The 22,723-nt window shown below is 63.7% G+C and carries 24 protein-coding genes; 12 read left to right on the plus strand and 12 right to left on the minus strand.

Annotated elements, in window-relative coordinates; all coding sequences use genetic code 11:
• Positions 1–63: 63 nt before the first annotated feature.
• Positions 64–1,215, minus strand: coding sequence for an acyl-CoA dehydrogenase family protein (locus H7F16_RS19130; protein WP_185799247.1), 1,152 nt, complete (start codon positions 1,213–1,215; stop codon positions 64–66).
• 108 nt (positions 1,216–1,323) lie between these two features.
• On the opposite strand from H7F16_RS19130, the gene H7F16_RS19135 reads away from it, so the two are divergent.
• The gene (locus tag H7F16_RS19135) at positions 1,324–2,217 is read left to right on the plus strand and encodes a LysR substrate-binding domain-containing protein (RefSeq protein WP_185799248.1); all 894 of its coding nucleotides are present in this window, start codon (positions 1,324–1,326) and stop codon (positions 2,215–2,217) included.
• A 315-nt stretch (positions 2,218–2,532) separates the two neighbouring features.
• Here H7F16_RS19135 and H7F16_RS19140 read toward each other — a convergent pair whose 3' ends face one another.
• From H7F16_RS19140 to H7F16_RS19155, 4 genes are all read right to left on the minus strand, one after another.
• Entirely contained in the window at positions 2,533–3,147 is a 615-nt protein-coding gene (locus H7F16_RS19140; protein WP_241741537.1) for a pyridoxamine 5'-phosphate oxidase family protein, read from the minus strand.
• Between the two features lie 63 nt (positions 3,148–3,210).
• Positions 3,211–4,395, minus strand: a complete 1,185-nt coding sequence (locus tag H7F16_RS19145; RefSeq protein ID WP_185799249.1) for a trans-sulfuration enzyme family protein — start codon at positions 4,393–4,395, stop codon at positions 3,211–3,213.
• Positions 4,392–5,027 (minus strand): FMN-binding negative transcriptional regulator, encoded by a 636-nt coding sequence (locus tag H7F16_RS19150; protein WP_185799250.1) that lies wholly within the window; start codon positions 5,025–5,027, stop codon positions 4,392–4,394. Before H7F16_RS19150 ends, H7F16_RS19145 begins: the two co-directional genes overlap by 4 nt.
• A gap of 6 nt (positions 5,028–5,033) precedes the next feature.
• Positions 5,034–5,651, minus strand: a complete 618-nt coding sequence (locus tag H7F16_RS19155) for an XRE family transcriptional regulator (protein ID WP_185799251.1) — start codon at positions 5,649–5,651, stop codon at positions 5,034–5,036.
• Positions 5,652–5,765: 114 nt separating this feature from the next.
• On the opposite strand from H7F16_RS19155, the gene H7F16_RS19160 reads away from it, so the two are divergent.
• Positions 5,766–6,479 carry a B3/B4 domain-containing protein gene (locus tag H7F16_RS19160; protein ID WP_185799252.1) on the plus strand — a complete coding sequence of 238 codons (714 nt, stop codon included), beginning with the start codon at positions 5,766–5,768 and terminating at the stop codon, positions 6,477–6,479.
• A gap of 227 nt (positions 6,480–6,706) precedes the next feature.
• On the opposite strand, the gene H7F16_RS19165 is transcribed toward H7F16_RS19160, so the two are convergent.
• Both H7F16_RS19165 and H7F16_RS19170 read right to left on the minus strand, forming a co-directional pair.
• Positions 6,707–7,342, minus strand: a complete 636-nt coding sequence (locus H7F16_RS19165; RefSeq protein WP_185799253.1) for an NrsF family protein — start codon at positions 7,340–7,342, stop codon at positions 6,707–6,709.
• Entirely contained in the window at positions 7,339–7,884 is a 546-nt protein-coding gene (locus tag H7F16_RS19170) for a sigma-70 family RNA polymerase sigma factor (RefSeq protein ID WP_185799254.1), read from the minus strand. Before H7F16_RS19170 ends, H7F16_RS19165 begins: the two co-directional genes overlap by 4 nt.
• Before the next feature lie 285 nt (positions 7,885–8,169).
• Here H7F16_RS19170 and H7F16_RS19175 point away from each other — a divergent pair, with 285 nt between their 5' ends.
• The 3 genes from H7F16_RS19175 to H7F16_RS19185 all read left to right on the plus strand — a co-directional run bounded on the left by H7F16_RS19175 (position 8,170) and on the right by H7F16_RS19185 (position 10,154).
• On the plus strand, positions 8,170–8,517 hold the full coding sequence (locus H7F16_RS19175) for a hypothetical protein (protein WP_185799255.1): 348 nt from the start codon (positions 8,170–8,172) through the stop codon (positions 8,515–8,517).
• A 68-nt stretch (positions 8,518–8,585) separates the two neighbouring features.
• A complete protein-coding gene (locus tag H7F16_RS19180; RefSeq protein WP_185799256.1) occupies positions 8,586–9,389 on the plus strand; it encodes a cytochrome b/b6 domain-containing protein in 804 nt (267 codons plus the stop codon).
• Positions 9,390–9,392: 3 nt separating this feature from the next.
• Positions 9,393–10,154, plus strand: a complete 762-nt coding sequence (locus tag H7F16_RS19185) for a molybdopterin-dependent oxidoreductase (RefSeq protein ID WP_185799257.1) — start codon at positions 9,393–9,395, stop codon at positions 10,152–10,154.
• A gap of 439 nt (positions 10,155–10,593) precedes the next feature.
• Here the strand turns inward: H7F16_RS19185 and H7F16_RS19190 are convergent, their stop codons facing one another.
• Positions 10,594–12,498 (minus strand): potassium transporter Kup, encoded by a 1,905-nt coding sequence (locus H7F16_RS19190; protein ID WP_185799258.1) that lies wholly within the window; start codon positions 12,496–12,498, stop codon positions 10,594–10,596.
• 225 nt (positions 12,499–12,723) lie between these two features.
• On the opposite strand from H7F16_RS19190, the gene H7F16_RS19195 reads away from it, so the two are divergent.
• The 4 genes from H7F16_RS19195 to H7F16_RS19210 all read left to right on the plus strand — a co-directional run bounded on the left by H7F16_RS19195 (position 12,724) and on the right by H7F16_RS19210 (position 17,249).
• The gene (locus tag H7F16_RS19195; protein ID WP_185799259.1) at positions 12,724–14,184 is read left to right on the plus strand and encodes a DUF4118 domain-containing protein; all 1,461 of its coding nucleotides are present in this window, start codon (positions 12,724–12,726) and stop codon (positions 14,182–14,184) included.
• Complete coding sequence (locus H7F16_RS19200) at positions 14,181–14,873, plus strand: response regulator (protein ID WP_185799260.1); 693 nt, start codon at positions 14,181–14,183, stop codon at positions 14,871–14,873. The genes H7F16_RS19195 and H7F16_RS19200 overlap by 4 nt, the downstream gene beginning before the upstream one ends.
• Positions 14,874–15,270: 397 nt before the next feature.
• The gene (locus H7F16_RS19205; protein WP_185799261.1) at positions 15,271–16,143 is read left to right on the plus strand and encodes a porin; all 873 of its coding nucleotides are present in this window, start codon (positions 15,271–15,273) and stop codon (positions 16,141–16,143) included.
• Between the two features lie 77 nt (positions 16,144–16,220).
• A complete protein-coding gene (locus H7F16_RS19210) occupies positions 16,221–17,249 on the plus strand; it encodes a substrate-binding domain-containing protein (protein WP_185799262.1) in 1,029 nt (342 codons plus the stop codon).
• A 117-nt stretch (positions 17,250–17,366) separates the two neighbouring features.
• Here the strand turns inward: H7F16_RS19210 and H7F16_RS19215 are convergent, their stop codons facing one another.
• Positions 17,367–18,296 (minus strand): LysR family transcriptional regulator, encoded by a 930-nt coding sequence (locus H7F16_RS19215; RefSeq protein WP_185799263.1) that lies wholly within the window; start codon positions 18,294–18,296, stop codon positions 17,367–17,369.
• A 178-nt stretch (positions 18,297–18,474) separates the two neighbouring features.
• Between H7F16_RS19215 and H7F16_RS19220 the strand changes: the two genes are divergently transcribed.
• Positions 18,475–19,179 (plus strand): cyclase family protein, encoded by a 705-nt coding sequence (locus H7F16_RS19220; RefSeq protein ID WP_185799264.1) that lies wholly within the window; start codon positions 18,475–18,477, stop codon positions 19,177–19,179.
• Positions 19,180–19,188: 9 nt separating this feature from the next.
• The gene (locus tag H7F16_RS19225) at positions 19,189–20,592 is read left to right on the plus strand and encodes an amidase family protein (protein WP_185799265.1); all 1,404 of its coding nucleotides are present in this window, start codon (positions 19,189–19,191) and stop codon (positions 20,590–20,592) included.
• 151 nt (positions 20,593–20,743) lie between these two features.
• Here the strand turns inward: H7F16_RS19225 and H7F16_RS19230 are convergent, their stop codons facing one another.
• The 3 genes from H7F16_RS19230 to H7F16_RS19240 form a co-directional block, all read right to left on the minus strand.
• Positions 20,744–20,989, minus strand: a complete 246-nt coding sequence (locus H7F16_RS19230; RefSeq protein WP_185799266.1) for a hypothetical protein — start codon at positions 20,987–20,989, stop codon at positions 20,744–20,746.
• A gap of 115 nt (positions 20,990–21,104) precedes the next feature.
• Complete coding sequence (locus H7F16_RS19235) at positions 21,105–21,296, minus strand: hypothetical protein (protein WP_241741538.1); 192 nt, start codon at positions 21,294–21,296, stop codon at positions 21,105–21,107.
• A gap of 174 nt (positions 21,297–21,470) precedes the next feature.
• Positions 21,471–21,707 carry a hypothetical protein gene (locus tag H7F16_RS19240; RefSeq protein ID WP_185799267.1) on the minus strand — a complete coding sequence of 79 codons (237 nt, stop codon included), beginning with the start codon at positions 21,705–21,707 and terminating at the stop codon, positions 21,471–21,473.
• Between the two features lie 164 nt (positions 21,708–21,871).
• Between H7F16_RS19240 and H7F16_RS19245 the strand changes: the two genes are divergently transcribed.
• The gene (locus H7F16_RS19245) at positions 21,872–22,621 is read left to right on the plus strand and encodes a Crp/Fnr family transcriptional regulator (RefSeq protein ID WP_185799268.1); all 750 of its coding nucleotides are present in this window, start codon (positions 21,872–21,874) and stop codon (positions 22,619–22,621) included.
• The last annotated feature ends 102 nt before the right edge of the window (positions 22,622–22,723 follow it).

The raw sequence follows: 22,723 nt of genomic DNA on the forward strand, positions 1-22,723 counted from the left end.
TGGTGTACGGATCCGTTTTGGATGATCCGGTCCTGAGACTTCCGACCTGCTCCTCCACCGATTTCAGAAGCGGATCGTCTCCGCATCCTGGCCGAGAGCCAATCGACCGAGGACGGTGAGATTGTGGGTTCCCATGGCGACGTGCCGGGTGGCGGTGGTCAGGTCACGAGCGCGGCGTTCGAAGGACGAGGTCTCGGAGATGGACGCTGTGCCGAGAAGTCTGCACAATGTCGTCATGACAGTTTCGCAGAGTTCGCCCGCCTGCGCGAGGCTTGCGCGAAATGTGGCCCGCGGAATTGCCCTTTCGCCGGGCGTGGCGAAGGCGCTTTCAAGGCCATCAAGCGCATCAAGGACGAGGGAACGTGCTGATCTGTGAAGCGTGATGCAGCGCCCGTATTCGGTTTGCACCAGTTCGCGTTCCGCCAGTTTGGCTGCCGTGCCGCCCCGCGTCCGATCTGCCATGGCTGCGAAATCGGCGATGGCTGCCTGAGTAATCCCGAGCGCCACGAGGGTCACGCTGAGCGGGAATATCGACAGATGTGGCAGGTGGTAGGGGTCGGCGTCAATAACAGGACGGTGCAGCAGGAAGGGCGCAACATGCGACTCTGGGACGAAGACGCCGTCTGCCTCGAAGGTGACGCTGCCGCTGCCGCGAAGACCCAAAGTGTGCCAGTCGTCGTTGAGTTGGACGGCTTCAATCGGCATGAAAGCGCAGACCACCCGCGCATAAGGATCGTCGATAGCCGGGATTTCGCACAATCCCATTACGCGGCGGGCGGCGTGGATGCCGCTGGCGAAGGGCCACTTGCCAGAGACCAGATAGCCTCCTGTCGTGGGAACGGCCTTGCCCAAGGCTGCAGTCGATCCGGCAATGGCGCAGTCGGGAGACGAGAACCATTCGGACACGGTTTCAGGAGGAAGAAAACCCGACATGCGCCCCGCGATAGTGACGTTCGCTAGGACCCAACCAACCGAAGCGTCAAGGGATGATGCTGCCTCCATCACCCCGAACCAGTCGCGCAGACCGAGTTGCGCGCCGCCGACGGTGCGAGGGATGGAGAGGCGGAACAGGTCCGCGCGGACCATTGCGGCGAACAGTTCGTCAGGCAACCGGCGCTCGCGCTCGAAGCGGGGGCGCAAGCGGATGACTTCTGAACCCAGCGCTTCAATACACGCCTTGGCGGTTGTTGCAGTCTGCAGCGGTATTGCATCCATTTCAGCCTCCCTCTTGGGCATGGCGCATCGTGTCGAATGCAGCCCAAGCGTGCAAAATCCTATTCTTCACGTTAGGATGAAGAAGATTCACCCTCACCGGAGATGGCGATGCGACATCTGCCTCCGCTGACCGCCTTGCGCGCCTTTGATGCGGCGGCGCGCAATATGAGCTTCAAGCGCGCCGCAGAAGAACTGGGCCTGACGCCGACGGCCATCAGCCATCAGATTCGGATCCTTGAGGATTACGTCGGGACTCCCCTGTTCCGCAGATTGCCCCGTCCCTTGGCTTTGACCGAAGCCGGGGCCGATCTTTTTCCCGGATTGCGCGAGGGGTTTGACCGGATCGGGGAAGCGGTCCAACTGGTCTCGCGCCCGCAGAACCGCGTCCTGCGGGTGACGACGACGAACGCTTTTGCTGCGCTTTGTCTGCTGCCGCGGCTGGACCGCTGGCATAGAGATTTCCCATCGATCCCGCTTAGCATAATCGGGACCGATGCCGTTCTCGATCTAGCTAAGGGGGAAGCTGATCTTGCGCTGCGTTATGCGCGCACGGCCCCGCCCGATGCGATTTGCGAGATCTGCCGCGATAGGTTGCTCGTCGTGGCAAGCCCGAAACTGGTGGGAGAGCAGCGAGACCTGTCGCCCGAGCAGATCGCAACCTTTCCGCTGATCGAAGCAGAGTGGCCGGATTGGGCCATCGATCCGCCGATGTGGCGCTACTGGAGCCGCGTGGCGCGTCAGAAGGGGCTGGCAGTGCCCGACCTGACGTCCGCGATCCGCTGGCGGTTCCGCGAGGAGGACCATGCGATCGAGGCCGCAATTGCTGGACAGGGGATTGCGATTTGCAGCGATGTCCTTGCCCGCGATGCCTTGGCGGACGATCGCCTGGTTGTCGTTTCGGAGATAGGCTTGCCCGGATACGGTTTCTACGCCGTCGCTCGCGCCGAGGCTGCGCGATCAGAGGCGATCCGCAACCTGATCGGGTGGCTGGGCGGTCTGTAGGGATAGAGGTGCAACGTCAGTGCATTGGCGTCGAGCCCCTGTAGTCTGGCCATGATCATAATGCGGGCTCAGTGGTTTCTGGCTCTGACATCGTTTGTTTGGGCACACGGCCGCTGCCCACGGAGCACGCTGAGGGTCTAGCCAGCGAGATCACATGCTGCGGTTGGAATCATGGCGATCTGGTGGTGTGCGTCCCGTATTAGAAAGGCCTGTTGGCCCTTCGTCCCGCCGACCGTCCGCTTTCCAACCTCTATAACTGTCTCGTCGCTCTCGGCCCAAAGCGGACGGTCAGGTAAGTCACCCGCCTTGTCGGGATCAGGCTTGGCCGGCCAGGCGAGCAACGCCCTTCACGTGGTCCGGCGCATCGACACCATCCTTGATCCTTGGGTCAGGGATGGGAGCGCCCAGCGAGACAGATGCGGGCAAGACACCGGCCCAGATCGGCAGATCGTAGTCGTCGGGTTCGTCCGCGGGCGGGCCAGATCGGATCTTGGCGCTGCCTTCGGTGATGGGCACCGAGAGGATCGTTGTCGCCTTCACCTCCTGCGGCAACATCGGACGCAAGAGCGCGCTGCGGCCCGGCCAGAGGCCTTCGATCATAGCGGTGAGGTGAGCGGCTTTTTCGTCCTCAGGCACGACCTCGGCGATACCAAAGAGCGTGACGGATCGTGTGTTGACCGAATGATTGAAGCCGGAACGGGCGAGGACGAAGCCGTCGAGGAGCGTCACGTTCATGCAGACCTCCTGCCCCTTCCCTGCGCGCAGGGCGTGGCTGGCGGAGGAGCCGTGCCAGTAGACCCGATCCCCCTCGCGCCATTGCAGCGTCGGGGTGAGGTAGGGCTTGCCGTCGCGGACGTAGGCCACGGTGCAGAGCGGTTGGGCATCGAGGATGGCGTGGATGGTTGGCGACGTCGAACCTGCCGAGGTCATGCATACGGCGCAGGCGGCTGCGGTCGGCCGGGGGGAGAGTTTCGGTCATCTTCGGCGCTCCGGTCACAGGCAGCGGGCCAGATCGGCGCAGATGTCGTCGGGGTGTTCCAGCCCGACCGACAGGCGGAAGATGCCCCGCCCCGTAAGCGCACGGAACCGCGCCTCGGCCTCGGGAGGGTGCTGATAGGTCGATTGCAGGATGTCGTCTGTGCCGATCCAGTAGATCAGGCTGCGGAGATGGCCGAGCGAGACGGCGAAATGCACGTGTTGTAGGTCGCTCACCATCTTGCGGGCAATCTCGGCCCCGTCTTGATGCGTCTGGAAAGCAATCATGCCGGAAAAGTTCGCCATCTGCCTGCGGGCAAGGTCGTGCTGGGGGTGCGAGGGCAGGCCGGGGTAGAACACGCGGGACACGGCGGGGTGCGCTTCAAGCCACTCGGCGACCGCCATCGCATTGTCCTGATGGGCGCGCATCCGGATCGGCAATGTCTCGGCACCGCGCATGATGAGCCATGCGTTGAAGGGCGAGAGAACCCCGCCGAAATGCACCGCGGCTTCGAGGTTCAGCGCATCGAGATCGGCCTTGCGGCCCAGCACCGCGCCGCCCATCGCATCGCCATGGCCCGAGATATATTTGGTCAGCGAATGCACCACGAAATCCGCGCCAAGCGACAGGGGCCGCGTGCCGATGGGCGAGGTGAAGGTGCCATCGACCACCACATCGGGCACACCTCGTGCATGGGCAAGATCGGCAAAAAGCGCGATGTCTGCGAGTTGGAGCGTCGGGTTGCAGGGCGTCTCGAGCCAGAGCATGCGGGTGGCGGGCGTGATCGCGGCTGCGACCGCTTCGGCATCGGTCGTGTCTACGAAGCTCGTCTTGATGCCGAAGCGCGGCAGGCTGTTGCGGATGAATTCTGCCGTGCCGGAATAGGCGTTTTCCGGAAAGATGGCGTGATCGCCAGCGCTCAAACGGCCCATGATGACCGCATGGGTCGCGGCGATGCCCGAAGCGAAGCAGCGCGCATCCTCGGCCCCTTCCAGCGCGGCGAGTTTCTCTTCGAGCTGACGCACCGTCGGATTGCCTGAACGGGCGTAGATGTATCCGGCGCTCTCGTCCTCGTCCCAGGCCGAGAAGCCGGTCAGTTCGCGAGGCAGGAAGGTCGCGGACATGACAAGGTTCGGGGACGAGGCGCGGGTGGTTGGGTCCACAGCCTCTCCGGCATGGACGGCCATAGTTTCGATCTTCATGCCCCGTCTCCGATCTTGCCGTAGCGCCGGACGAGCGCCGCCATTTCCGGATGTGCCTCGGCCAGTCCTGCGGCCACGCCCTTGCGGTCTCCCTCGGGCCGGTTCTGGCTGACCTTCCACTTGCCTTCGAGGCACCTGATGTCGATCTCGATCCCCACGATCCCGCGCAACTGCGCCTCGATATAGGGGCGCGGCGCGTCGGAAACCTGCCACGGTTTGGGCCTGTCCGCCTCGTGCCTGTCGGTCAGCGCGGCGATTTGGCTATCAAGCCACGCGCTATCCGCCCGCACCCGCGCCGTGCCGCGCGCCTGAACCATGGCATAGTTCCAGGTCGGCACGACCTTCCCCGTTTCGCGCTTCGTTTCGTAGAAGGCGGGCGTCACGTAATTCAGCGGGCCCTGAAAGACGACCAGCACATCCGCCCCATCCAACTCGCGCCACTGCGGATTGGCGCGGGCAATATGGGCTTGCAAACGGCCAAACGGTCCGGTGGCGCGTTGCAGCAGGAACGGCAAGCCGTTCGCCTGAAGGCCTTCGCTGTCATGCGAGACCAACAGGCCGAAGGGGTGTGTTTCGATCAGGTCGTGCTGGACGTCGAGACGGTCCTCGCGGTGCTGTTCGGGTTGATACATCGAGGGCTACTCCGCAGCGGGTTCGTGGACGGTCATTTTGAAGCGCAACGGCTCCTTGCCTGGGTTGGCGTAGGCGTGTGGCCTGTCGGTCAGCGCGATGGCCGATCCTCCCGCCGAGACCAGATGGGTCGCCCCATCCACGGTAAGTGCCAGCGTGCCGTCGGTCACATGGATCAGCTCCCGCGTTCCGGCCCCATGCACCGCCGCCTCGAAGCTCTCGCCGGGCATCAAGACCCAGTCCCAGATCTCGAGCATGTCGGGACCTTGCGTCCCCGCAAGCAGCGTTGCGGTGCCGCCGGATGAGCCCGTCCAGAGTTGCCGGGCATCGTCACGGCCGAGGAGTGTCACGGCCTGGGTGGTTGCCTCGGTCGGTGCGACGAGGTCTGCCACCGAAATATCAAGCGCCGCGGCAAGGCGGCACAGCGTCGAGATGCTCGGATTGCCGCGCTGCTGTTCGATCTGGACCAGCGTGCCTTTGGCGACGCCCGCCTTCTGGGAGAGGGCGTCGAAGGACAGGCTTTTCGCTTTGCGAAGCTCGAAGATACGCGCAGCGACCGTGGCGGCGAGGGCCGCTTCCTGTTCGTCTGCGCGGGTGAGGCTGGGTGTGTGTTCGGCATCGGTCATTATGATGTGATACTTCCCTTTGAAGTTCACGGTCAATGACCATATCGGTTCACTTTATTGACACGTAGCGCGTCGCATGCGACGAAGTTTCCCGCCCAACGGACCGAGGACCCCATGACACTCTACCCCATAATCGACGCCGAGATCTTCGCCCTGCGTCCGGACTTCATGGCTCTCAGCATCCATGTGAGCGGAGGACGCAACGGCCCGAGCGACGCCTTCAGCGAGGCCCTGCTGGAAGAGGCGGTGCAGTCCCTCGACGCCTTTCCGTGGGCCGAGGCTCATCTGGACGCCTGGCGCGATGCCTACCGCGCCTTTGGGGCGAAACCGAAGAAAACGCCGTGCTCGGCCGAGGCCCTTCGCAAGCGCGCCGTGAAGGATGGCGCGATGCGCCCGCTCAACGCTGTCGTCGACCTCTACAACTCCGTCAGCCTACGCTTCGCTATTCCCGTTGGCGGAGAGGATGCCACTACCTACGCCGGCCAACCGCGCCTATGCCTCGCCACCGGTGACGAGCCCTTCCATACGATGGCCGAAGGTCAGCCCGTGATCGAAGCACCTGAGGTGGGCGAGGTCATCTGGCGTGACGACGACGGCGTCACCTGCCGACGCTGGAACTGGCGACAGGGTCCACGCACGCAGATCACCGAAGCGAGCCAGGACATGTGGTTCGTTCTGGAACGGCTCGACCCGATGCCAGTGGAGGCTTTGCTGGATGCTGGCCGGATGCTGGTGGATGGCTTGCGGAGGATCGCACCGGAATTGGCGCTGTCCGCCCAAATGTTCGATGCCGCAAGTCCGCACGGCAAGCCATTTGCCGGGATGTGACGGCCTGGCATCCGGTAAGAACGAAGTAACATCGACTGACTGCTATCCGCCCGTTTCGGCGTTGAGGTCGATCACGGCCCACAGCGGACGGTCGGCATCATTCGAATACGACTGATGCGTCTACGGATTGACGTTCTGCGTGAGACAAGGATGTGAACGATGTGTTGCATCGGTCCAAGGCGTCGGCGATGCGTGACTGGGGAAGGGGTGGTCGAGGGTCTTGGTTCCTACCAGCGGAGGAACCTGCTGCCTGCAAGAGCGGTCAATACCGAGACGAGGAGGATTGCGAAGCCATACCAAGTCACAAAGAACAGCGGATTGTCTTGCACGCAAAAGAGCGAATAGCCGGTCGCGGCCCCCGATCCTGCGGCCAAGCCTGCAAGGGCACCGGACCGGATCGGGGACATGCTTGCCCCATGTTGCAGGCGTGCGATCAGGACGGCGGCCGGAACGACAGAGAGCAGGGTGATGAACCCGACGCATTCGGATAGCGAGAATGCCCCGACCTCGGCAAAACGCTGATCTGGCGACAGGTTCGCGAAAGCCCTGAGCCACATTAAGGCAGCGACAAGCGCCAGCAGAAGAAGGGGGCGCAATGCGTGGGACGGAGCGCGGTCCGGCCTTGCCATCCGCAGCGCCGCTTTCAGCGAGAGGATGAAGAGGCTGGCCGGAAGCAGCGTCTTGGTGGCAACCAGAGGCGACAGCATTGCGGCAAAGAGATCGGAGCGTGTGCCGGCAAGGGAAAGAAATGCGGTGGTGCAGGCCACGACTGCAAGAACTGTCGCCAGAGTTACGCCGCGTTCGCTGAAAGGGGGAGGCGGGGTGTCTTGGGCCAAACGCCGGATCAGGTCTTGGGTTTTCATGCGCGCGGACCCTTTGCGATGGCGGCCATCCGCTTGATGGCCCGGTGGAGGACCACGCGAACGGCCCCCTCGGTCAGCCCGAGTCGTTCACCGACTGCGAGGGCCGGTTCCTCGTCGATGCCAACCGAGCGGACGATTTCGGCGGAACGCCGGTCAAGCCGACCGATCAGGAACGCAACATCGCGCGCGGCGAGACCGTCGGCCGGCTCATCGGCGGCAAGGACATTCTCGAAATCGTCGATCTGAAGATGGACGGCACTGCCGCGGGCACGAAACGCATCGACCGTCTTGTGGCGGGCCACGGCATAGAGCCACGGCCTGATGGGCAGGTCCGGCTGCCAGGTGTGGCGTTTGCGGTGCAGGGCAAGCAACACTTCTTGCACGATGTCTTCCTGTTGGTCCCAGGCCAGATCGCGACTGCGCGCACGGACCACGGCGCGAAGGACGGGAGTCACATCGGCAAGGAAACGGGCATAGGCCCGAGCGTCGCCGCCAAGGGCAGCGCGCATCAGCACGGACCATTCGTCGTCGGCAGGTGACATCACTTCATGCAATACGGGTGCGCCGGGCAGACGTTACAGCGGAATGCGGCGGGTCGGCGAATATTTCTTGCCGCCTTCTTCGGATGAGGACCGGTGACGGGTCCGAGGCATAGCAATACGTGGTTTCGTGCGTGCCGTTACAGATGTTTCAATGGACTCGCGCAGAAAGTGGCAATTCTCACGTGTCCGTTTTTATGTATGAAATACAGATACTTACTTTCATCCGCTTGCTAGATTTCCTCTATCGCGCCACGGCATTCCGCCGGGCGGAACGGAGGACTGACCATGAAATCGCTTACCCTTCTTCTGGGCGCTGCCCTGACGTCCATGACCCTTGCGACCGGCGCGATGGCCGAGATGGCCGTCGATCCGGCGACGCTGAGCTGTGCCGATTTCCTTGCCATGGATTCGACCGGGATGATGGCGGCGAGCGATGCCGTCAGCATGGCCTCGGATGCGATGGCTGGTGACGCGATGGCTGGTGACGCGATGACGGACGATGCCATGGCAGGCGATGCGATGGCTGGTGACGCGATGGCTGGCGATGCGATGGCGGGGGACATGACCGCGCAGATCACCGAGGCGTGCAAGGCCCATCCCGATGCGAAAGTGACCGACGCGCTTGCGATGTAAGCCGGTCACCCGCGCGCTTCGGGAAGCCCCTCTTCCCGGAGCGCGCACCCTTTATCAGGAGAAGCGCGATGGATGGCGAAACGAGCCGGACGGTCCGGCACAGGATTTCGACGCGGGTCTGGCACTGGATGAACGTGCTGTCCCTTGCGGTGATGCTGATGAGCGGGTTGATGATCTTCAACGCCCATCCACATCTTTACTGGGGTGGGCATGGCGCGCAGCCTGACATGCCCTGGTTCGAGATCGTGTCGCTACAGGCGCGGGGCGAGGTGCATGTGGCGGGCCTGTCGATCGATACGACGGGCTTTTTGGGGCGCTGGACCGATCATACGGGCGTGGTGCGCAGTCGGGCCTTTCCGGAGTGGGTGACGCTGCCCTCGGGCTACAATCTTGCGCTGGCGCGCGATTGGCACCTGACCTTTGCGTGGCTGTTCATGTCGGGGCTGGTGGCTTATCTGGGACGCAGCCTGTGGAACGGGCATCTGCGCCGAGACCTGCTGCCGTCGCTGGCCGAGGCTTCGCCGGCGCATCTTGGGCGGGACATCCTTGACCATCTTCGGCTTCGCTTTCCCAAGGGAGAGGCCGCTTCGCGTTACAACGTCCTGCAAAAGCTGGCCTATCTATCGGTTCTGGTTGGTTTGTTGCCCGGAATGGTGCTGTCGGGTCTCGCCATGTCTCCGGCGGTTCTGGCGGGGTGGCCTTGGCTGCTGGTGCTTTTTCAGGGCCATGCCTCGGCGCGTTCGGTGCATTTTATAAGCGCCGCGCTAATCGTCGGTTTCGTCCTTGTCCACCTTGCCATGGTCGTGCTGTCCGGCCCGATCCACGGCATCCGCAGCATGATCACCGGCGGTCGCGTCGGGAAGGGAGCTTAAGCCATGGGAAACCTGCTGACGCGTCGCGGATTTCTTGCCGGTCTTTCGGTTTCGGCCCCTGCTGTTTTGGCGGGTTGCGACAGGCTGGGGGCTTCGTCCGGTTTTCGGCAATCGTTCCTGAGCTGGGGGGAATGGCTGAACTATCGCGCGCACCGCTTGCTGTTCGCAGACAGTCTTGCGCCCGAGTTTTCCGAGGCCGAGATGTCGCCGGTGTTCCGCACGAATGGCAACACGATGGCGGGCGATCAGGTCTATCGCAGGCATCTGGCCGAGGGTTTTGCCAACTGGCGGCTTGAAGTCGGCGGGATGGTGGCCAAGCCCATGCGCCTTTCGCTGGCAGAGCTGAAAACGCGCGAGGCGAAGACGCAGATCACGGAACACAGTTGTGTCGAGGGCTGGACCGCGATCGGCAAATGGACGGGCGTTCCTTTGTGGTCAATCCTGAACGAGGCGGGTATCGCACCCGAGGCGCGTTACATCGTTTTTTACTGCGCCGATGATTTCCGCGGCACGTCCTATTACGAGAGCATTGACATGGTGGACGCGATGCATCCGCAGACCATCCTTGCCTATGGCATGAACGGCGGCGACCTGCCGGAAAAACACGGCGCGCCGATCCGCCTGCGGGTCGAGCGGCAATTGGGCTACAAACAGGCCAAGTTCGTGATGAGGATCGAGGCGGTCGCGGCGCTGGAACAGATCGGCGGCGGTCGCGGTGGCTATTGGGAAGATGCCGGGCGCTATGCCTGGTATGCCGGTATATGATTGCCCGAAGGCGAAAGACCGCTTTCCGCCCTTTGCGACGTCGGCCTCCGCTCTTTTTGATTTCTTTTCTTTCGACGTGGCATGGAATCATCTGCCAGCTCGGACAGCCCTAAGCTGCCATTGAAATGGTAGGCACTTCAGTTGATCCTGCCCCCGCAACCAACTCAAGCGAACACTTCGCAGACCCATACGCCCCGCCAACAGCGGGGCCTTTTGCGTTCCGGCTACCCGCCTGCAAAAGCTCGACAATCTTGCCTTCCAGCTCGATCCTAAGGCGCCTGCCGATTATTGGCAGATTGCGGTTCCGCTGTGAGACGGGAACGCTGGCTTCACGCCGGGAGATCGGGTTGGGCGGGCTGGTGCGGGTTCCGTGTGGTGTGGTTGATGCTGCGGACGGCGCGGCGCCGTGGGGGCGCCGGCCGTCTCGCGCGGGGCGGTTTCAGACGTTGACCTGTGTTCCCAATTCCACGACGCGCCCAGCCGGAATGCGGAAATAGTCGGAGGCGGGTGCGGAGTTGCGGGCCATGACCATGAAGATGCGCGCCATGAAGGCGGGCATCTCGCGCCGTGATGAAAGCCGCAGGGACCGGCGCGACAGGATGAACGAGGTGGCCATGATGTCGAACTTCCACCCCAGCTTGCGACACAGGGCCAGCGCATCGGGAACGTCGGGCTCTTCGGCGTAGCCCCATGTCAGGATGACCTGACGGAAGCCGGGCGAGAGGTCGGCCATCTGCACGCGATCTTTGGGTGCGACCCTTGGCACATCGGCGGTCCGGATGGTCAGGATCACGTTCTGGTCGTGCAACACCTTGAAATGCTTCAAGCTGTGCAGCAGGGCCGACGGCGCGTATTCAGGGTCGGACGCCAGATAGATCGCCGTTCCGGTGACCGAGGACAGCGATTTCGATCCCAGTTTCGGGATCAGGCTGTCGAGACGGACTTCGCCCTGCGCCTCTTTGCTGCGGACCAGATTGCTGCCCATGATCCAGCTTGCCATCAGCAGGATCACCCCTCCCGCGATGGCGATGGGCAGCCATCCGCCCTCGGCCAGTTTCAACAGGTTGGCGCCGAAGAAGGTCAGGTCGAGCAGCAGGAACGGCAGCATCAGCGCCACCGCCACGGGGGCGGGCAAGCCCCATGTCTTGTGCGCGACGATCATCGCGAGCGTCGCTGTCACCACCATCGTCCCTGTCACCGCGATGCCATAGGCCGCAGCCAGCGACGACGAGGTGCCGAAGGTCACGACAAGGGCGAGCACCGCCACCAGAAGGCAGGTGTTCACCGCCGGCATGTAGATTTGCCCTTCCTGTTCGTCCGAGGTGTGGCGGATGCGCATGCGCGGCAAGAGGCGCAACTGGATGGCCTGCCGCGTCAGCGAATAGGCCCCCGAGATCACCGCCTGACTGGCGATGATCGTCGCCGCCGTGGCAAGGATCACGACCGGCAGCAGGATCGCGTCGGAATAGAGCCGGAAGAACGGGTTCCCGAGCGCGGCGGGATCCTTGATCACAAGCGCTCCCTGACCGAAGTAGTTCAGCAGCAAGGCCGGAAAGGCCACGACGATCCATGCGAGCTGGATCGGACGCCGCCCGAAATGGCCCATGTCGGCGTAAAGCGCCTCGGCCCCGGTCACGGCAAGAAAGACCGCCCCCAGCACGATCAGGCCAAGTTTCCCGTTGCCCGTGACGAAAGCTGCGGCATGTGCGGGGTTGACCGCCTCTAGAATGCCGGGGGCGTCGAGTATATGGGCCACGCCGCCTGCCGCCATCACCAGAAACCAGACGAGCGTGACCGGCCCGAAGAACCGCGCCATTGCGGCGGTGCCGCGGAACTGCACAAGAAAGAGCGCCGTGATGATGCCGACCGAGATCGGCAGGATGAAGGGATCGAAGGCCGTGGTCACGAGGCTGAGGCCTTCGACCGCAGAGAGCACCGAAATTGCGGGCGTGATCGCCGCATCGCCAAAGAACAGCGCCGCGCCGATCAACCCCATGGCCAGCACCACGCGCCGCCGCCGCCCCAGACTGCGTTCCGCCAGCGCCAGAAGCGAGAGTGTCCCGCCTTCGCCCTGATTGTCGGCCCGCGTTAGGATCAGCACATATTTCACCGTCACGATCAACATCAGCGACCATGTGATCAGCGACAAGACCCCCAGAACATCGGCCCGTTGCACCCCGCCATGGCTTGCGCCTGCGGCGTGCATCGCCTCGCGAAAGGCATAGAGGGGCGAGGTGCCGATATCGCCGTAAACCACCCCGATCGCAGCGAGAGACAAAGGCAGCAAGCCCTTGGCATGGGCGTTGTCGGTGGTGGCGGCGGGGTCGGTGGGCGCGTCTGGCATGATGTGTCCGTTGGCAGAACCATCTGTTGCGATGGCCTGCGAGTGATGCCCGCATCGCGGATAAGGAAGCGACAGGGAATGCCGTGCCGCGCATAAGGAAACCATAAAGACGGTGGACAGGCCCGATCCGTCGCCGCAGGAATGGGGCTGCGGTCAGAAGGGCGGGTGGCAGCGGTGGCTATGGCAAGAACCGGGTCAGAGCGGAGGGATGAGCTGCAAAGACAGATGCCCGAGCCGCCCTTTCGCCTGCGCGGGCCAACGGTTTCCGGCGCGGTGCTGGCGGCGGTGTCCGTGGCGCTTGCGGCGGGGATCGTTCTGGCGTGGCAGGAGAAATTGCCAGCAACCACGGTGCCGCTGATCTTTCTGATGGCGGTGCTTGTCTCGGCGGTGCTGTCGGGGTTCTGGGTGGGCGTTGCGACGGCGGCGGCTGCCTTTTTCGTCATGAACTTTCTGTTCACCGAGCCTTTCTTCACGCTGCAGGTGTCGCGCCCGCAGGACATCGTGACGCTGGGGGTGTTTCTTTGTGCGGCGGGGCTTGTCGGATCGCTTGCCGGAAGTCTGCGCGACCGGGCCGAAGCCGCGCGCACGCGGGCCGGGACATTGGCGATCCTTTCGGCGTTTTCGGCGCGTCTGGCCGAAGTGGATACGCGGGATGCGGCGCTGGCGCAGGCGGTTGCGCATCTTTCGGCCCTTGCGGGCGGAGATGCGGTGGCGGTGGTGTTGTCTGACCTGCCCAAGCCTGTCGCCGCCATGCCGGCGCTGGCAGAGCTTGCGGTGCCCGATGCGCAGGCGGCGGAACGCTGTCTGCGGTCGGGGCGTGTCGAGCATGCTTCGGCCGAGGGCTGGCAGGGGGCGGCGCTGACCTTTCTGCCCGTGCCCGACGGCACCGGCCTGCTGGCGCTTGGGCATTGCCGCCTGTCTGGGGCGGATACGGCGCAGCGCAGTGTCGCGATATCGGCGCTGGTGGAACAGCTTGCCCTTGCGCTGCGCAGGCTTGACGCCAGCCTCTCGGCGGCCGCCGCGCGACAGGATGCAGAGGCCGAGGCGACACGTTCGGCGCTGCTTGCCTCGCTCAGCCATGATCTTCGCACACCCTTGGCGACGATCCTTGGCGCGGCGAGCACCCTGACCGAGTTGCACGATGGCCTTTCGCCTGCGGCGCGGGCCGATCTTTTGGCCGCCATCAGCCAAGAGGCGGGGCGGTTGAACCTGCATGTCACCAACCTTTTGCAGATGACACGCCTGTCCCGCAGCATCCTGCCGCGTCTGGAATGGGTGGACGTGAATGACATCGCGCAGTCTGCCGTTGCGCGGTGGCAACGTGCCTTTCCGCACGCCGCGTGCCAGTGCGATCTGGCCGAACTGCCCATGATCCGCGCCGAGGGCGGGCTGCTGGAGCAGATGCTGTTCAACCTGCTCGACAATGCGCGGAAGCATGGAACGGCTCCGGTCACGTTGCGCACGGGCCGGGTCGAGGGCGGGCTGACCCTGGCCGTCGCGGATGCGGGATCAGGTCCGGCCAAGGGGCTGCGCGACTGGCTCGAGGGCGGGCAGATGTGGCCGATGGCCGAGCAACGTGGCCTTGGCCTTGCGGTCGCCAAATGCATCGCACAGGTCCACGGGGGCCGCTTGCAATGGTCTGACGGGGCCTTTCGCGTGTTCCTTCCGATGCAGGCCGACCCATGACCGCCGCGCGCCCGCTTGTCCTGATCGTCGATGACGAGCCGCAGATCCTGCGCTTTCTTGTGCATGCGCTGTCGGCCTCGGGGCATGATACGCTGACCGCCGCGACAGCCGCGCAGGCCGAGACGCAGGTGGCAACGCGGCGGCCCGATCTTGTCATTCTGGACCTTGGCTTGCCCGATGCCGATGGCAAGACGGTCATCGAAGCGATCCGCGCGTGGTCTGACGTGCCGATCATCGTTCTGTCGGCGCGCGACCAAGAGATGGAGAAGATCATGTCTCTTGACCTTGGCGCCGATGATTTCGTGGGCAAACCCTTTGCCATCGGGGAATTGCTGGCCCGCATCCGCGTCTGCCTTCGTCCGCGACGCGAGGGCGAGCCATCGACGCGGTTCAGGCTTGGCCCGCTTGAGATCGATGCCGCCGAACACCGTGTCTTGCGGGACCGGGAGCCTGTCCACCTGACCCCGAAAGAATTCGAACTGCTGCTTGCCCTTGCCGAAACGCCGGGCAGGGTGCTGACACATCGCCAGCTTCTGACCCGCATCTGGGGGCCAGCCCATGCGGATGACGTGCCTTACCTGCGGGTTTTCGTCGGCCAGCTGCGCCAGAAGATCGAATTCAATCCCGGCTCTCCCGAACTGATCCTGACCGAACCCGGCATCGGCTACCGCGCCTTTGCGGCAAGATAGGCGGGCCAAGGACCGGGCGGCTTTGGGGATGGGCAGGCAAGGCCGTGACCGCAGGGCGCGAAAGCACCGCCAAGGGAATCAGCCCGCCCGCCCGCACCGGATTGCAGGGCCGTGACGCTTGCGCGCAGCGTTCGGCGAGGGCCTTGCACAGCCTGCGGGGCGGGCTTTGCGGGGCGCGTCAACCCTGACGCGAGGCCGGCGCAGATGCTTGCGGGCTTGTGTCATGAAACCGATACATGCCTTTGATTTCATTGTCATAAACTGTGGTTTTTCTGCCGCGCCGATTGGGGCTGCCCGCAATTGCCCGCTTCGTTACGCCAGTGTCACAGGCGGCTGAAATAGGCGTGCTCAACTGGACTGAGGGAGTCCGGTTTCCAAACGCGCGAAAGCTGAAAACATGAAAACAACTCTGCTCATCACCACCATGCTGGCCGCCTCTGCCGGAGCGGCCTTTGCCGATGTGACGCTGTCGGGCGACGCGCGCATGGGGATCGCCTCTGTCGAAGGCGGGGACTTCAACTTCTCGAGCCGCGCGCGTGTGCGCTTTACCCTGTCGGGCGAGACCGATGCCGGACTGAAATTCGGCGCGCAGTTCCGCGCGAACGAGGCCGAGGGCGCGACGCTCGACACCGAAACCAAGGTGAAAGGCACCGTGTTCCTTGAATATCCGGAATACGGCAAGCTGACGATGGGCGATGCCGAAGGCGCCGTTCAGGCGTCGGTGACCCAATTCGCCCCGATCGGCTTTGACGATACCAAGAAATTGCAGGAATTCACCTTCCTGACGGGGGGCGATACCGGAACGTCGAAAGACGTTCTTTACACCTATGCCAACGGTGCCTTGGCCGTGAACCTGTCGCTCGGCAATCCGGGTGGCAGCGAAGGGGCGGGCGCGGGCGCCAATGGCGACGACATGGGCTTTGGCGTTTCCTATACCACCGAGTTCTGGAAACTTGCCGCCGGTTACGAGGACAACGGCCTGAACAGCCAGACCGTGGTGAGCGGCAGCTATGGCAACGGCCAGTTCGAAGTGAAGGGCGCCTATGGTCTGCGCGACGACGACAAGTCGCAATACGTGATCTATGGCACCTATATCATCGGCACGACCACGCTGACCGCGTTCTTCCGCGACGACGAGTTCAAGGCAACCAAGACGCGCGGCATCGGCATCACGCATGACTTCGGATCGGGCCTTGCCCTGTCGGCGGGCTATGCCAAGGCCGAAGGCAAGAAGGCCAATGCCAGCCTTGGCCTGACGATGGCGTTCTGAACCGACAGACGTTCTTACGACCGGTCTGCGGGTCGCGGGCCGGTCATCGCACAGATTCAAACCTCTGGAGACCCCATATGTCGTTTTTCTGCATGACCGCGCTTTCGGTCACCGCCCTGTCGACGCTGGCTTTCGCTGCCGAAGCGCGTGATCAGGTTCAGGTGACCGGCTCGTCGACCGTTCTGCCCTATGCCACCATCGTCGCTGAATCCTTCGGCGAGAATTTCGACTTCCCCACACCCGTCGTCGAAGGTGGCGGCACCTCGGCCGGGATCAAGAAGTTCTGTGATGGCGTGGGCGAGAACACGCCCGATATCGCCACCGCCTCGCGCAAGATCAAGCAGTCGGAACTGGCGCGCTGCAAGTCGAACGGCGTGACCGATGTCGAAGAGGTCCGCATCGGCTATGACGGGATCGTCTTTGCCTCGGATATCAATGGACCGGCGTTCAAGTTCACCCCGTCACAGTGGTACAACGCGATTGCCGCCGAAGTGGTGATCAACGGCAAGATCGTGCCGAACCCCTTTACCAAGTGGTCCGATGTCGATCCGTCGCTGCCGGATCAGGAAATTCTTGCCTATGTGCCCGGCTCGAAGCACGGCACGCGCGAGGTGTTCGATCTGAACGTGATCGAAACCGGCTGCAAGACCTTCAAGGCCGACAAGGTTCTGGCCCGCCGCGCAGGCGGGGACAAGGACAAGACCAAGGCCGCCTGCATCGCGCTGCGCACCGATGGCCGCGTGGTCGAGATCGACGGCGACTATACCGAGACGCTGGCGCGGTTGCAGACCACCAAGCAGGGGATCGGCGTCTTTGGTCTGGCCTTTTATGAAAACAACACCGACCGTTTGCGTGTTGCCGATTTCAAAGGCGTGACCCCGTCGCGCGAGACTGTGGCCTCGGGGGCTTACAAGATCTCGCGGCCGCTGTTCCTTTACGTCAAGAGCCAGCATCTGGGCGTCATTCCGGGGCTGAAGGAGTTCACCTCGTTCTTCGTGTCCGATGACATGGCGGCGGCGGGTGGACCGCTCGAGGCCTATGGTCTGGTGCCCGATCCGGAACTGGCCAAGACACAGAAGAAGGTCGAGACCGATCTGGGCAGCTGAGCCTGCTTCGGTTCGAGACAGCGGAAGGCGCCGGATCGAGAGGTCCGGCGTCTTTTGGCATAGAGGAGGGCAGGGCCGCCCGTGGTTTGCACCGGCCCCGCGTTCGGCGATGCGGTATCAGGTCTGACGGCTGATCTGGGCTTCCCAATCCCCGCTTTTGACAAGGGCGTCGCAGGCTTCGTAGAGGCATTCCGCGACCGCCATGTTCGCCCTTGGGCGCGTCGCGTCCCGCCGCGTTGCAAGGTGCAGCGTCCAGTCCAGCGCGGGATTGGCAATCGGCACGGCTGCAAGATGGCCTGCGTCGATCTCGCGCTTGGCCAGATACTTTGGCAGGACCGTGCAATAGCCCTTTCGCACAAGCCCGAGCAGGCCGGGCAAGCTGTCGACATCGGCCAGCACCGACAGCGACAACCCTTGTGACGTGCAGGCCTGTTCAAGATGCAGCCGTATCGAGTTTGCCCGGCTTGGCAGCACGAGCGCGAGGCTTGCCAGTTGCGACAGGTCGATGCCCGCGCGTGCGGCGCAGGGGTGGTCTGCGGGCAGCAGCAGGAAGATCGCTTCCGTCAGCAAGGGGGTGCAGCGCAATCCGGCCAGCGGGGCGCTGTCGAACAGGACGGCAAGGTCTATGCGCCCGAGTTGGAGCTGCTCTTTCAGGACGCCGCTCATGGCCTCGATCACGTGCAGGCGGATGCGGGGGTATCGTCTGTGCAGCATGGGAATGAGTTCGGGGATCAGCCCGCCCGCGACTGTGGTGGGCAGCCCGAGATGAACCTCACCCGCGGGGGCCTGCGCGAGCTTGTCGTTGACGAGGGCGATCTGGCCCATCTCATGCGCGATGTCCCGCGCCTTTTGCAGGACGTAAAGCCCCTCCTCGGTAATGTTCGCGCCGCGCGAATGGCGCGACACCAGACGCGCGCCCGCCGCCCGTTCAAGCCGCTGCAACGAGGTCGTTATGGCCGGTTGTGTCAGCCCAAGCCTGCGCGACGCGGCCGAGAGGCTACCCGTTTCGGCTATGGCAATCAGGGCAAAGAGATCGCGAAGTTCCATTTTTTCGAGCGCGGTCCTGCTATATCGGGGTGTGATGGCTGCTGCGCCATCAATTCTATCTATAGCTTCGTTACAGTCTTACCGGATTGTCAACCGGTCCTGCCACGCGCAGCATGGGGCCGATCAACCCCGGAAACCGCCTGCCCGTTCCTTGCGCAGGATCACAAGAGGTAGTCCCATGGCCCGCCGCATCATCGACCTTAGCCTGACCGTCGAAGACAACATGCCCGCCCACAAGATGTTTCAGAGCCCCGTCTACCTTAAGGCGCTGTCGCATGAATTCACCGTTTCCTTCGGGCTTGGCGTGCCCGGTGACGCGATGACGTTCCAGACGAATTACATCGGCATGCTCGACCATGTCGGCACCCATGTGGACGCGTTCCTGCATGTCAATCCGAAGGGGTTGTCGGTCGACCAGATGCCGCTTGATCTGTTCATGGGCAAGGCTGTCTGCCTTGACCTGCGGCACATCGGGGATCTCGAGGACATCACTGCCGACCACATGTCGGCCGCCGAAGCCGCCGCCGGGGTCAAGGTTGACGGACATATCGTTCTGCTTTGCACGGGCTTTCACGCCCGCAACTGGGGCGACCGCAAGCAGATCGTCTGGGGCAACCCCGGTCTGACGGTCGGGGCGACGCATTGGCTGCACGAACGCGGGTCGCGGATGCACGGGGTCGAGGGGCCGTCGACCGACAAGCCCAGCGACAACCTTTTCGCCCAGCATCGCCTGTGCCGCGATCTGGGGATTTCCCATTTTGAATGGCTGGTCAATCTGGAAAGCCTGATCGGGCTGGGCGAGTTCGAATTCATCGGCCTGCCGATCAAGTTCAAGGGCGGGTCGGGCTCTCCGGTGCGGGCGGTGGCGGTGATCGACGAATAGGCCGCCGCGATGACCGGCTTTGCCTTTGCCACGATTGCCGAGTTGCACGCGGGGTTCGAGGCGCGGGCGTTCTCGCCGGTCGAGGTGCTGGCCGATGTGATCCGCAGGCTTCAGGTGATCGAGCCGCGGCTGAACATGTTCGCGCACCTCGATCTTGAGGGGGCGCAGGCGCAGGCAAGGGCGGCCGAGACACGCATGATGCAGGGCGCGCGTCTGGGCCCGCTGGATGGCGTGCCAACGTCGGTCAAGGACCTGATCGCGGTGGCCGGAATGCCGCAACGCTTCGGTTCGAGAACGACAGGGGCCGAGCCCGCCGCGCAGGATGCCCCCTCGGTCAGCCGATTGCGCGCGGGGGGGGCCGTCTTTCTGGGGAAATCCACCACCAGCGAATTCGGCTGCAAGGCTGTGGGTGACAGCCCCCTGACCGGCATTACCCGCAATCCGTGGGATCCGGACAAGACCCCCGGCGGGTCGAGTGCCGGAGCCGCTGCGATGGTGGCTTGCGGGCTTGTTCCCTATGCCTTGGGGACGGATGGCGGGGGATCGTTGCGTATCCCTGCGGCGTTGACAGGACTATACGGGTTCAAGGCGCAGTTCGGCCGCGTTCCGGTGTTTCCGACCTCGGCCACGCCGACGCTGGCCCATGTCGGCCCGCTGGCCCGCAGGGCGGATGATGTTGCGGCTGTCATGTCGGTCATTGCGGGCTATGACGGGCGCGACCCGTTTTCGCTTGCCGGACCCGCCCCGGATTTCGCGGGTGCGCTGGTGCGGCGCAGGCCCTTGCGCATCGCCTTTTGCCCGACGCTGGGCTATGCGCGGGTGGATGCCGAAGTGGCCGACATCACCGCCCGTGCGCTGCGCGGTTTCGCCGGGGCCGGGCACCATGTCGACCGGATCGACCCATTCTTTGATGACCCGGCCGAGCTGTGGACTGCCGAGTTCTATGCCGGAGTGGCGGTTCGCCTGCGTCCGGCTTTGGAAAAGACGCCCGATTTGCTGGATCCGGCGGTTCTTGGTGTTTTGCGGGCGGCGGTGGCCCTCGACATGCGGAGCTATTACGAAACGGTCTTTCGCCGCTATGCTTTCCGCGAAACGGTCCGCGCGCTGATGGAACCCTATGACGTGCTTGTAACGCCGACCCTGCCTGTGGCGGCGATAGATGTCGGTGTCGATGTTCCGCCATCGCAGGCCGAGCGGACCATCGTGTCATGGGCCAGCTTTACCTATCCGTTCAACCTGACGGGCCAACCTGCCGTCTCGATGCCCATCGGTCTGACGGCTGCGGGCTTGCCCGTCGGGTTGCAGGTGGTGGCCAATGCGATGGACGAGGAGACGCTGCTGTCCTTGGCGGCCGAGAATGACTTGCGCCTTGGCAAGGCCGGTCTGCGACCGGAGCGGGCCGGGTATCTGTGACCCGCTTGCCAGCGGATTGGCTGGCCCTTGGGGGGATGCTTGGGGTGCGAATGCGGTAAATCAGGCGCCGGTCCGGCCGCAGCGACGTTTCGGGCGGTTTGTTTTCGGGTGATCGGGACGCGGAAGTGCTGCCTGGCTGCGCCTTGCTTTGTCAGAAGGGGTGGTTGGTCCGTGCAAAGATCGCGGCGACGTCGTGGTCGTCGAAGCTGGAGATCGATCTGGCAAAGATGTCATGTTTGCTGCCCCAGCCATCGTCGCCGAAATAGGCCGCACCCGTGCGAAGGGTGTTTCCAAGTGCTGCTTGCGGCACCCGAAGGACGGCGTACCAGCCAGTCTGCGGCGGGGCGGGGCTGTCGACCGATTGCCAGTCACCGGCGAAAGGAACTGTGCCTTCCATCAGACCTTGCCCCTGCAAGACCGGCTTTGCCGACGGGAGACGTGACGCGACATGGCTGTTTCCTTGGATGAACCCGTGTGGTCCCCGCCGGCGCAAGGCCGACGGGGCAATCGGCTTAGGCCAGAGCCTTGGTCGCTGCATCAAGCGACTTGAGGCAATCCGGGTCGTTCTTGGCCGTCATCGCGGTTTCGGCGGCCTGGTAATGGGTCAGGGCGGCGTCCTTCTTCGGTCCGGCCGGAGCCTTGTCCCAAGCGGTCTTGACCAGTTTCATCTTGTCCTGGGTCGAGGTGTGGAGGTTCATCGACATGTGTCTACTTTCGGTTGTCTGCCCGATCGTCGGGCAGCTTGGCCGCGCGGAAGATGCGGGCCAAGACATGAACCTGCACCGTTTTCGACAGGGCCAAGCTGATCTGTGTGTGCCTGCCGAAGTCTTGTGGCCGCCCCGGGCCGTGGTCGGCCGGAATCCGCCGTTGGCGGCCCCTCAGGTCCGGCGGACCGAGTTGCCTCCGTCGATGATCTTGTTGATCAGCCGCGCCACTGCCGCATGGACTTCGGCCGAGCCTTCTCCGGCCAGAGCGTTCTCGTGCGCGGCTGCGGCATCTTGCAGAACGCCGACGATTTCCTTTTCCGGCAGGATATTGGCATCGTTCAGCGCCAGAAGCAGCGACTCGCATATCGCAAGAGCTGCCAGACCGGCGACCTCGTTTGAACCGTTCATGGATGCTTCGACTTTCTTTGAAAGTTCTGTCAGGCTCGGTCAGGGGGCCAGGTCCCGCCCGCATCATCGCAGAGATTTTTGGCACCAAGCTGATTTCGATCAGTATCGCGCCCGGTGAATTGGCCAAGTGTATGGCGAGCGCCCCGCCCCCGTCCGAGGAGCCGATGACCCAGCCGATCCCAGCCTCGCCTCAGGACAGCCCCTTCGCGCGCAAGTTGACCGCTTTCGTCACGCTGTCACAGAATGACCTGTCCGTGATGTCCGATCTATATCGGCGGCGGCGCAAGTTTGCCGTCGGCATCGACATCATCCATCAGGGGCAAACCGACCAGAGCGCCTATGTCCTCGCCTCGGGCTGGGCCTGTTCCTACAAGATCCTGCGCAGCGGCGGCCGGCAGATCGTCGATTTCCAGATTCCGGGGGATTTCCTTGGTTTGCGGTCGGTGCTGTTCCGCACCTCGGACCACAATGTCGAGCCGGTCACGCCGGTTCGCGCCTCGGAGGTCACGCAAGGAGAGCTGCTCGACGCCTTTTCGCGCACACCACGGCTGGCGGCGGCGGTGCTTTGGGCGGCCTCGAGGGACGAGGCGATGGTGGTGGAACATCTGGTCAATCTGGGCCGGCGGACAGCCATCGAACGTATGGCGCATTTCCTGCTTGAGCTGAACGCCCGCCTGCGGCTGGTGGGCATGGCAGACAAGTCCGGTTTCCTTTGCCCGCTGTCGCAATATCTGCTGGCCGATGCGCTTGGGCTGAGTGCCGTTCACGTCAATCGGGTGTTGCGGGAACTGCGCGAAGAGGGGTTGGTGACCTTTCAGAAGGGGCGCGTGACCTTTGACAATTATGATGATCTCGTGACGCTCGCCATGTTCGACCGCGCCTATCTGGACCATGACGGACCGTTGCTTGCCTGACCGCAAGCCTTTGGGGGCGAGGCGCGCGTTTTTGTGCTGTCTGGCTGATCCAGGGCAGCAAAACGCGGGCGGAATTGTCGTAAAAATTGCTTCGCTGTCGGT

The organism is Paragemmobacter straminiformis, from assembly GCF_014243445.1.
GTDB classification, from domain to species: Bacteria; Pseudomonadota; Alphaproteobacteria; order Rhodobacterales; family Rhodobacteraceae; genus Paragemmobacter; species Paragemmobacter straminiformis.

What these genes read in the sequence shown, in the direction of transcription:
- H7F16_RS19235 (WP_241741538.1), bottom strand. Translation starts at nt 21,296, where the DNA reads ATGTCGATGAACCTCCACACCTCGACCCAGGACAAGATGAAACTGGTC.
- H7F16_RS19205 (WP_185799261.1), top strand. Translation starts at nt 15,271, where the DNA reads ATGAAAACAACTCTGCTCATCACCACCATGCTGGCCGCCTCTGCCGGA.
- H7F16_RS19210 (WP_185799262.1), top strand. Translation starts at nt 16,221, where the DNA reads ATGTCGTTTTTCTGCATGACCGCGCTTTCGGTCACCGCCCTGTCGACG.
- H7F16_RS19190 (WP_185799258.1), bottom strand. Translation starts at nt 12,498, where the DNA reads ATGCCAGACGCGCCCACCGACCCCGCCGCCACCACCGACAACGCCCAT.
- H7F16_RS19225 (WP_185799265.1), top strand. Translation starts at nt 19,189, where the DNA reads ATGACCGGCTTTGCCTTTGCCACGATTGCCGAGTTGCACGCGGGGTTC.
- H7F16_RS19145 (WP_185799249.1), bottom strand. Translation starts at nt 4,395, where the DNA reads ATGAAGATCGAAACTATGGCCGTCCATGCCGGAGAGGCTGTGGACCCA.
- H7F16_RS19195 (WP_185799259.1), top strand. Translation starts at nt 12,724, where the DNA reads ATGCCCGAGCCGCCCTTTCGCCTGCGCGGGCCAACGGTTTCCGGCGCG.
- H7F16_RS19245 (WP_185799268.1), top strand. Translation starts at nt 21,872, where the DNA reads ATGACCCAGCCGATCCCAGCCTCGCCTCAGGACAGCCCCTTCGCGCGC.
- H7F16_RS19170 (WP_185799254.1), bottom strand. Translation starts at nt 7,884, where the DNA reads ATGTCACCTGCCGACGACGAATGGTCCGTGCTGATGCGCGCTGCCCTT.
- H7F16_RS19200 (WP_185799260.1), top strand. Translation starts at nt 14,181, where the DNA reads ATGACCGCCGCGCGCCCGCTTGTCCTGATCGTCGATGACGAGCCGCAG.
- H7F16_RS19150 (WP_185799250.1), bottom strand. Translation starts at nt 5,027, where the DNA reads ATGTATCAACCCGAACAGCACCGCGAGGACCGTCTCGACGTCCAGCAC.
- H7F16_RS19180 (WP_185799256.1), top strand. Translation starts at nt 8,586, where the DNA reads ATGGATGGCGAAACGAGCCGGACGGTCCGGCACAGGATTTCGACGCGG.
- H7F16_RS19160 (WP_185799252.1), top strand. Translation starts at nt 5,766, where the DNA reads ATGACACTCTACCCCATAATCGACGCCGAGATCTTCGCCCTGCGTCCG.
- H7F16_RS19175 (WP_185799255.1), top strand. Translation starts at nt 8,170, where the DNA reads ATGAAATCGCTTACCCTTCTTCTGGGCGCTGCCCTGACGTCCATGACC.
- H7F16_RS19230 (WP_185799266.1), bottom strand. Translation starts at nt 20,989, where the DNA reads ATGGAAGGCACAGTTCCTTTCGCCGGTGACTGGCAATCGGTCGACAGC.
- H7F16_RS19130 (WP_185799247.1), bottom strand. Translation starts at nt 1,215, where the DNA reads ATGGATGCAATACCGCTGCAGACTGCAACAACCGCCAAGGCGTGTATT.
- H7F16_RS19135 (WP_185799248.1), top strand. Translation starts at nt 1,324, where the DNA reads ATGCGACATCTGCCTCCGCTGACCGCCTTGCGCGCCTTTGATGCGGCG.
- H7F16_RS19155 (WP_185799251.1), bottom strand. Translation starts at nt 5,651, where the DNA reads ATGACCGATGCCGAACACACACCCAGCCTCACCCGCGCAGACGAACAG.
- H7F16_RS19215 (WP_185799263.1), bottom strand. Translation starts at nt 18,296, where the DNA reads ATGGAACTTCGCGATCTCTTTGCCCTGATTGCCATAGCCGAAACGGGT.
- H7F16_RS19165 (WP_185799253.1), bottom strand. Translation starts at nt 7,342, where the DNA reads ATGAAAACCCAAGACCTGATCCGGCGTTTGGCCCAAGACACCCCGCCT.
- H7F16_RS19220 (WP_185799264.1), top strand. Translation starts at nt 18,475, where the DNA reads ATGGCCCGCCGCATCATCGACCTTAGCCTGACCGTCGAAGACAACATG.
- H7F16_RS19185 (WP_185799257.1), top strand. Translation starts at nt 9,393, where the DNA reads ATGGGAAACCTGCTGACGCGTCGCGGATTTCTTGCCGGTCTTTCGGTT.
- H7F16_RS19240 (WP_185799267.1), bottom strand. Translation starts at nt 21,707, where the DNA reads ATGAACGGTTCAAACGAGGTCGCCGGTCTGGCAGCTCTTGCGATATGC.
- H7F16_RS19140 (WP_241741537.1), bottom strand. Translation starts at nt 3,147, where the DNA reads ATGACCTCGGCAGGTTCGACGTCGCCAACCATCCACGCCATCCTCGAT.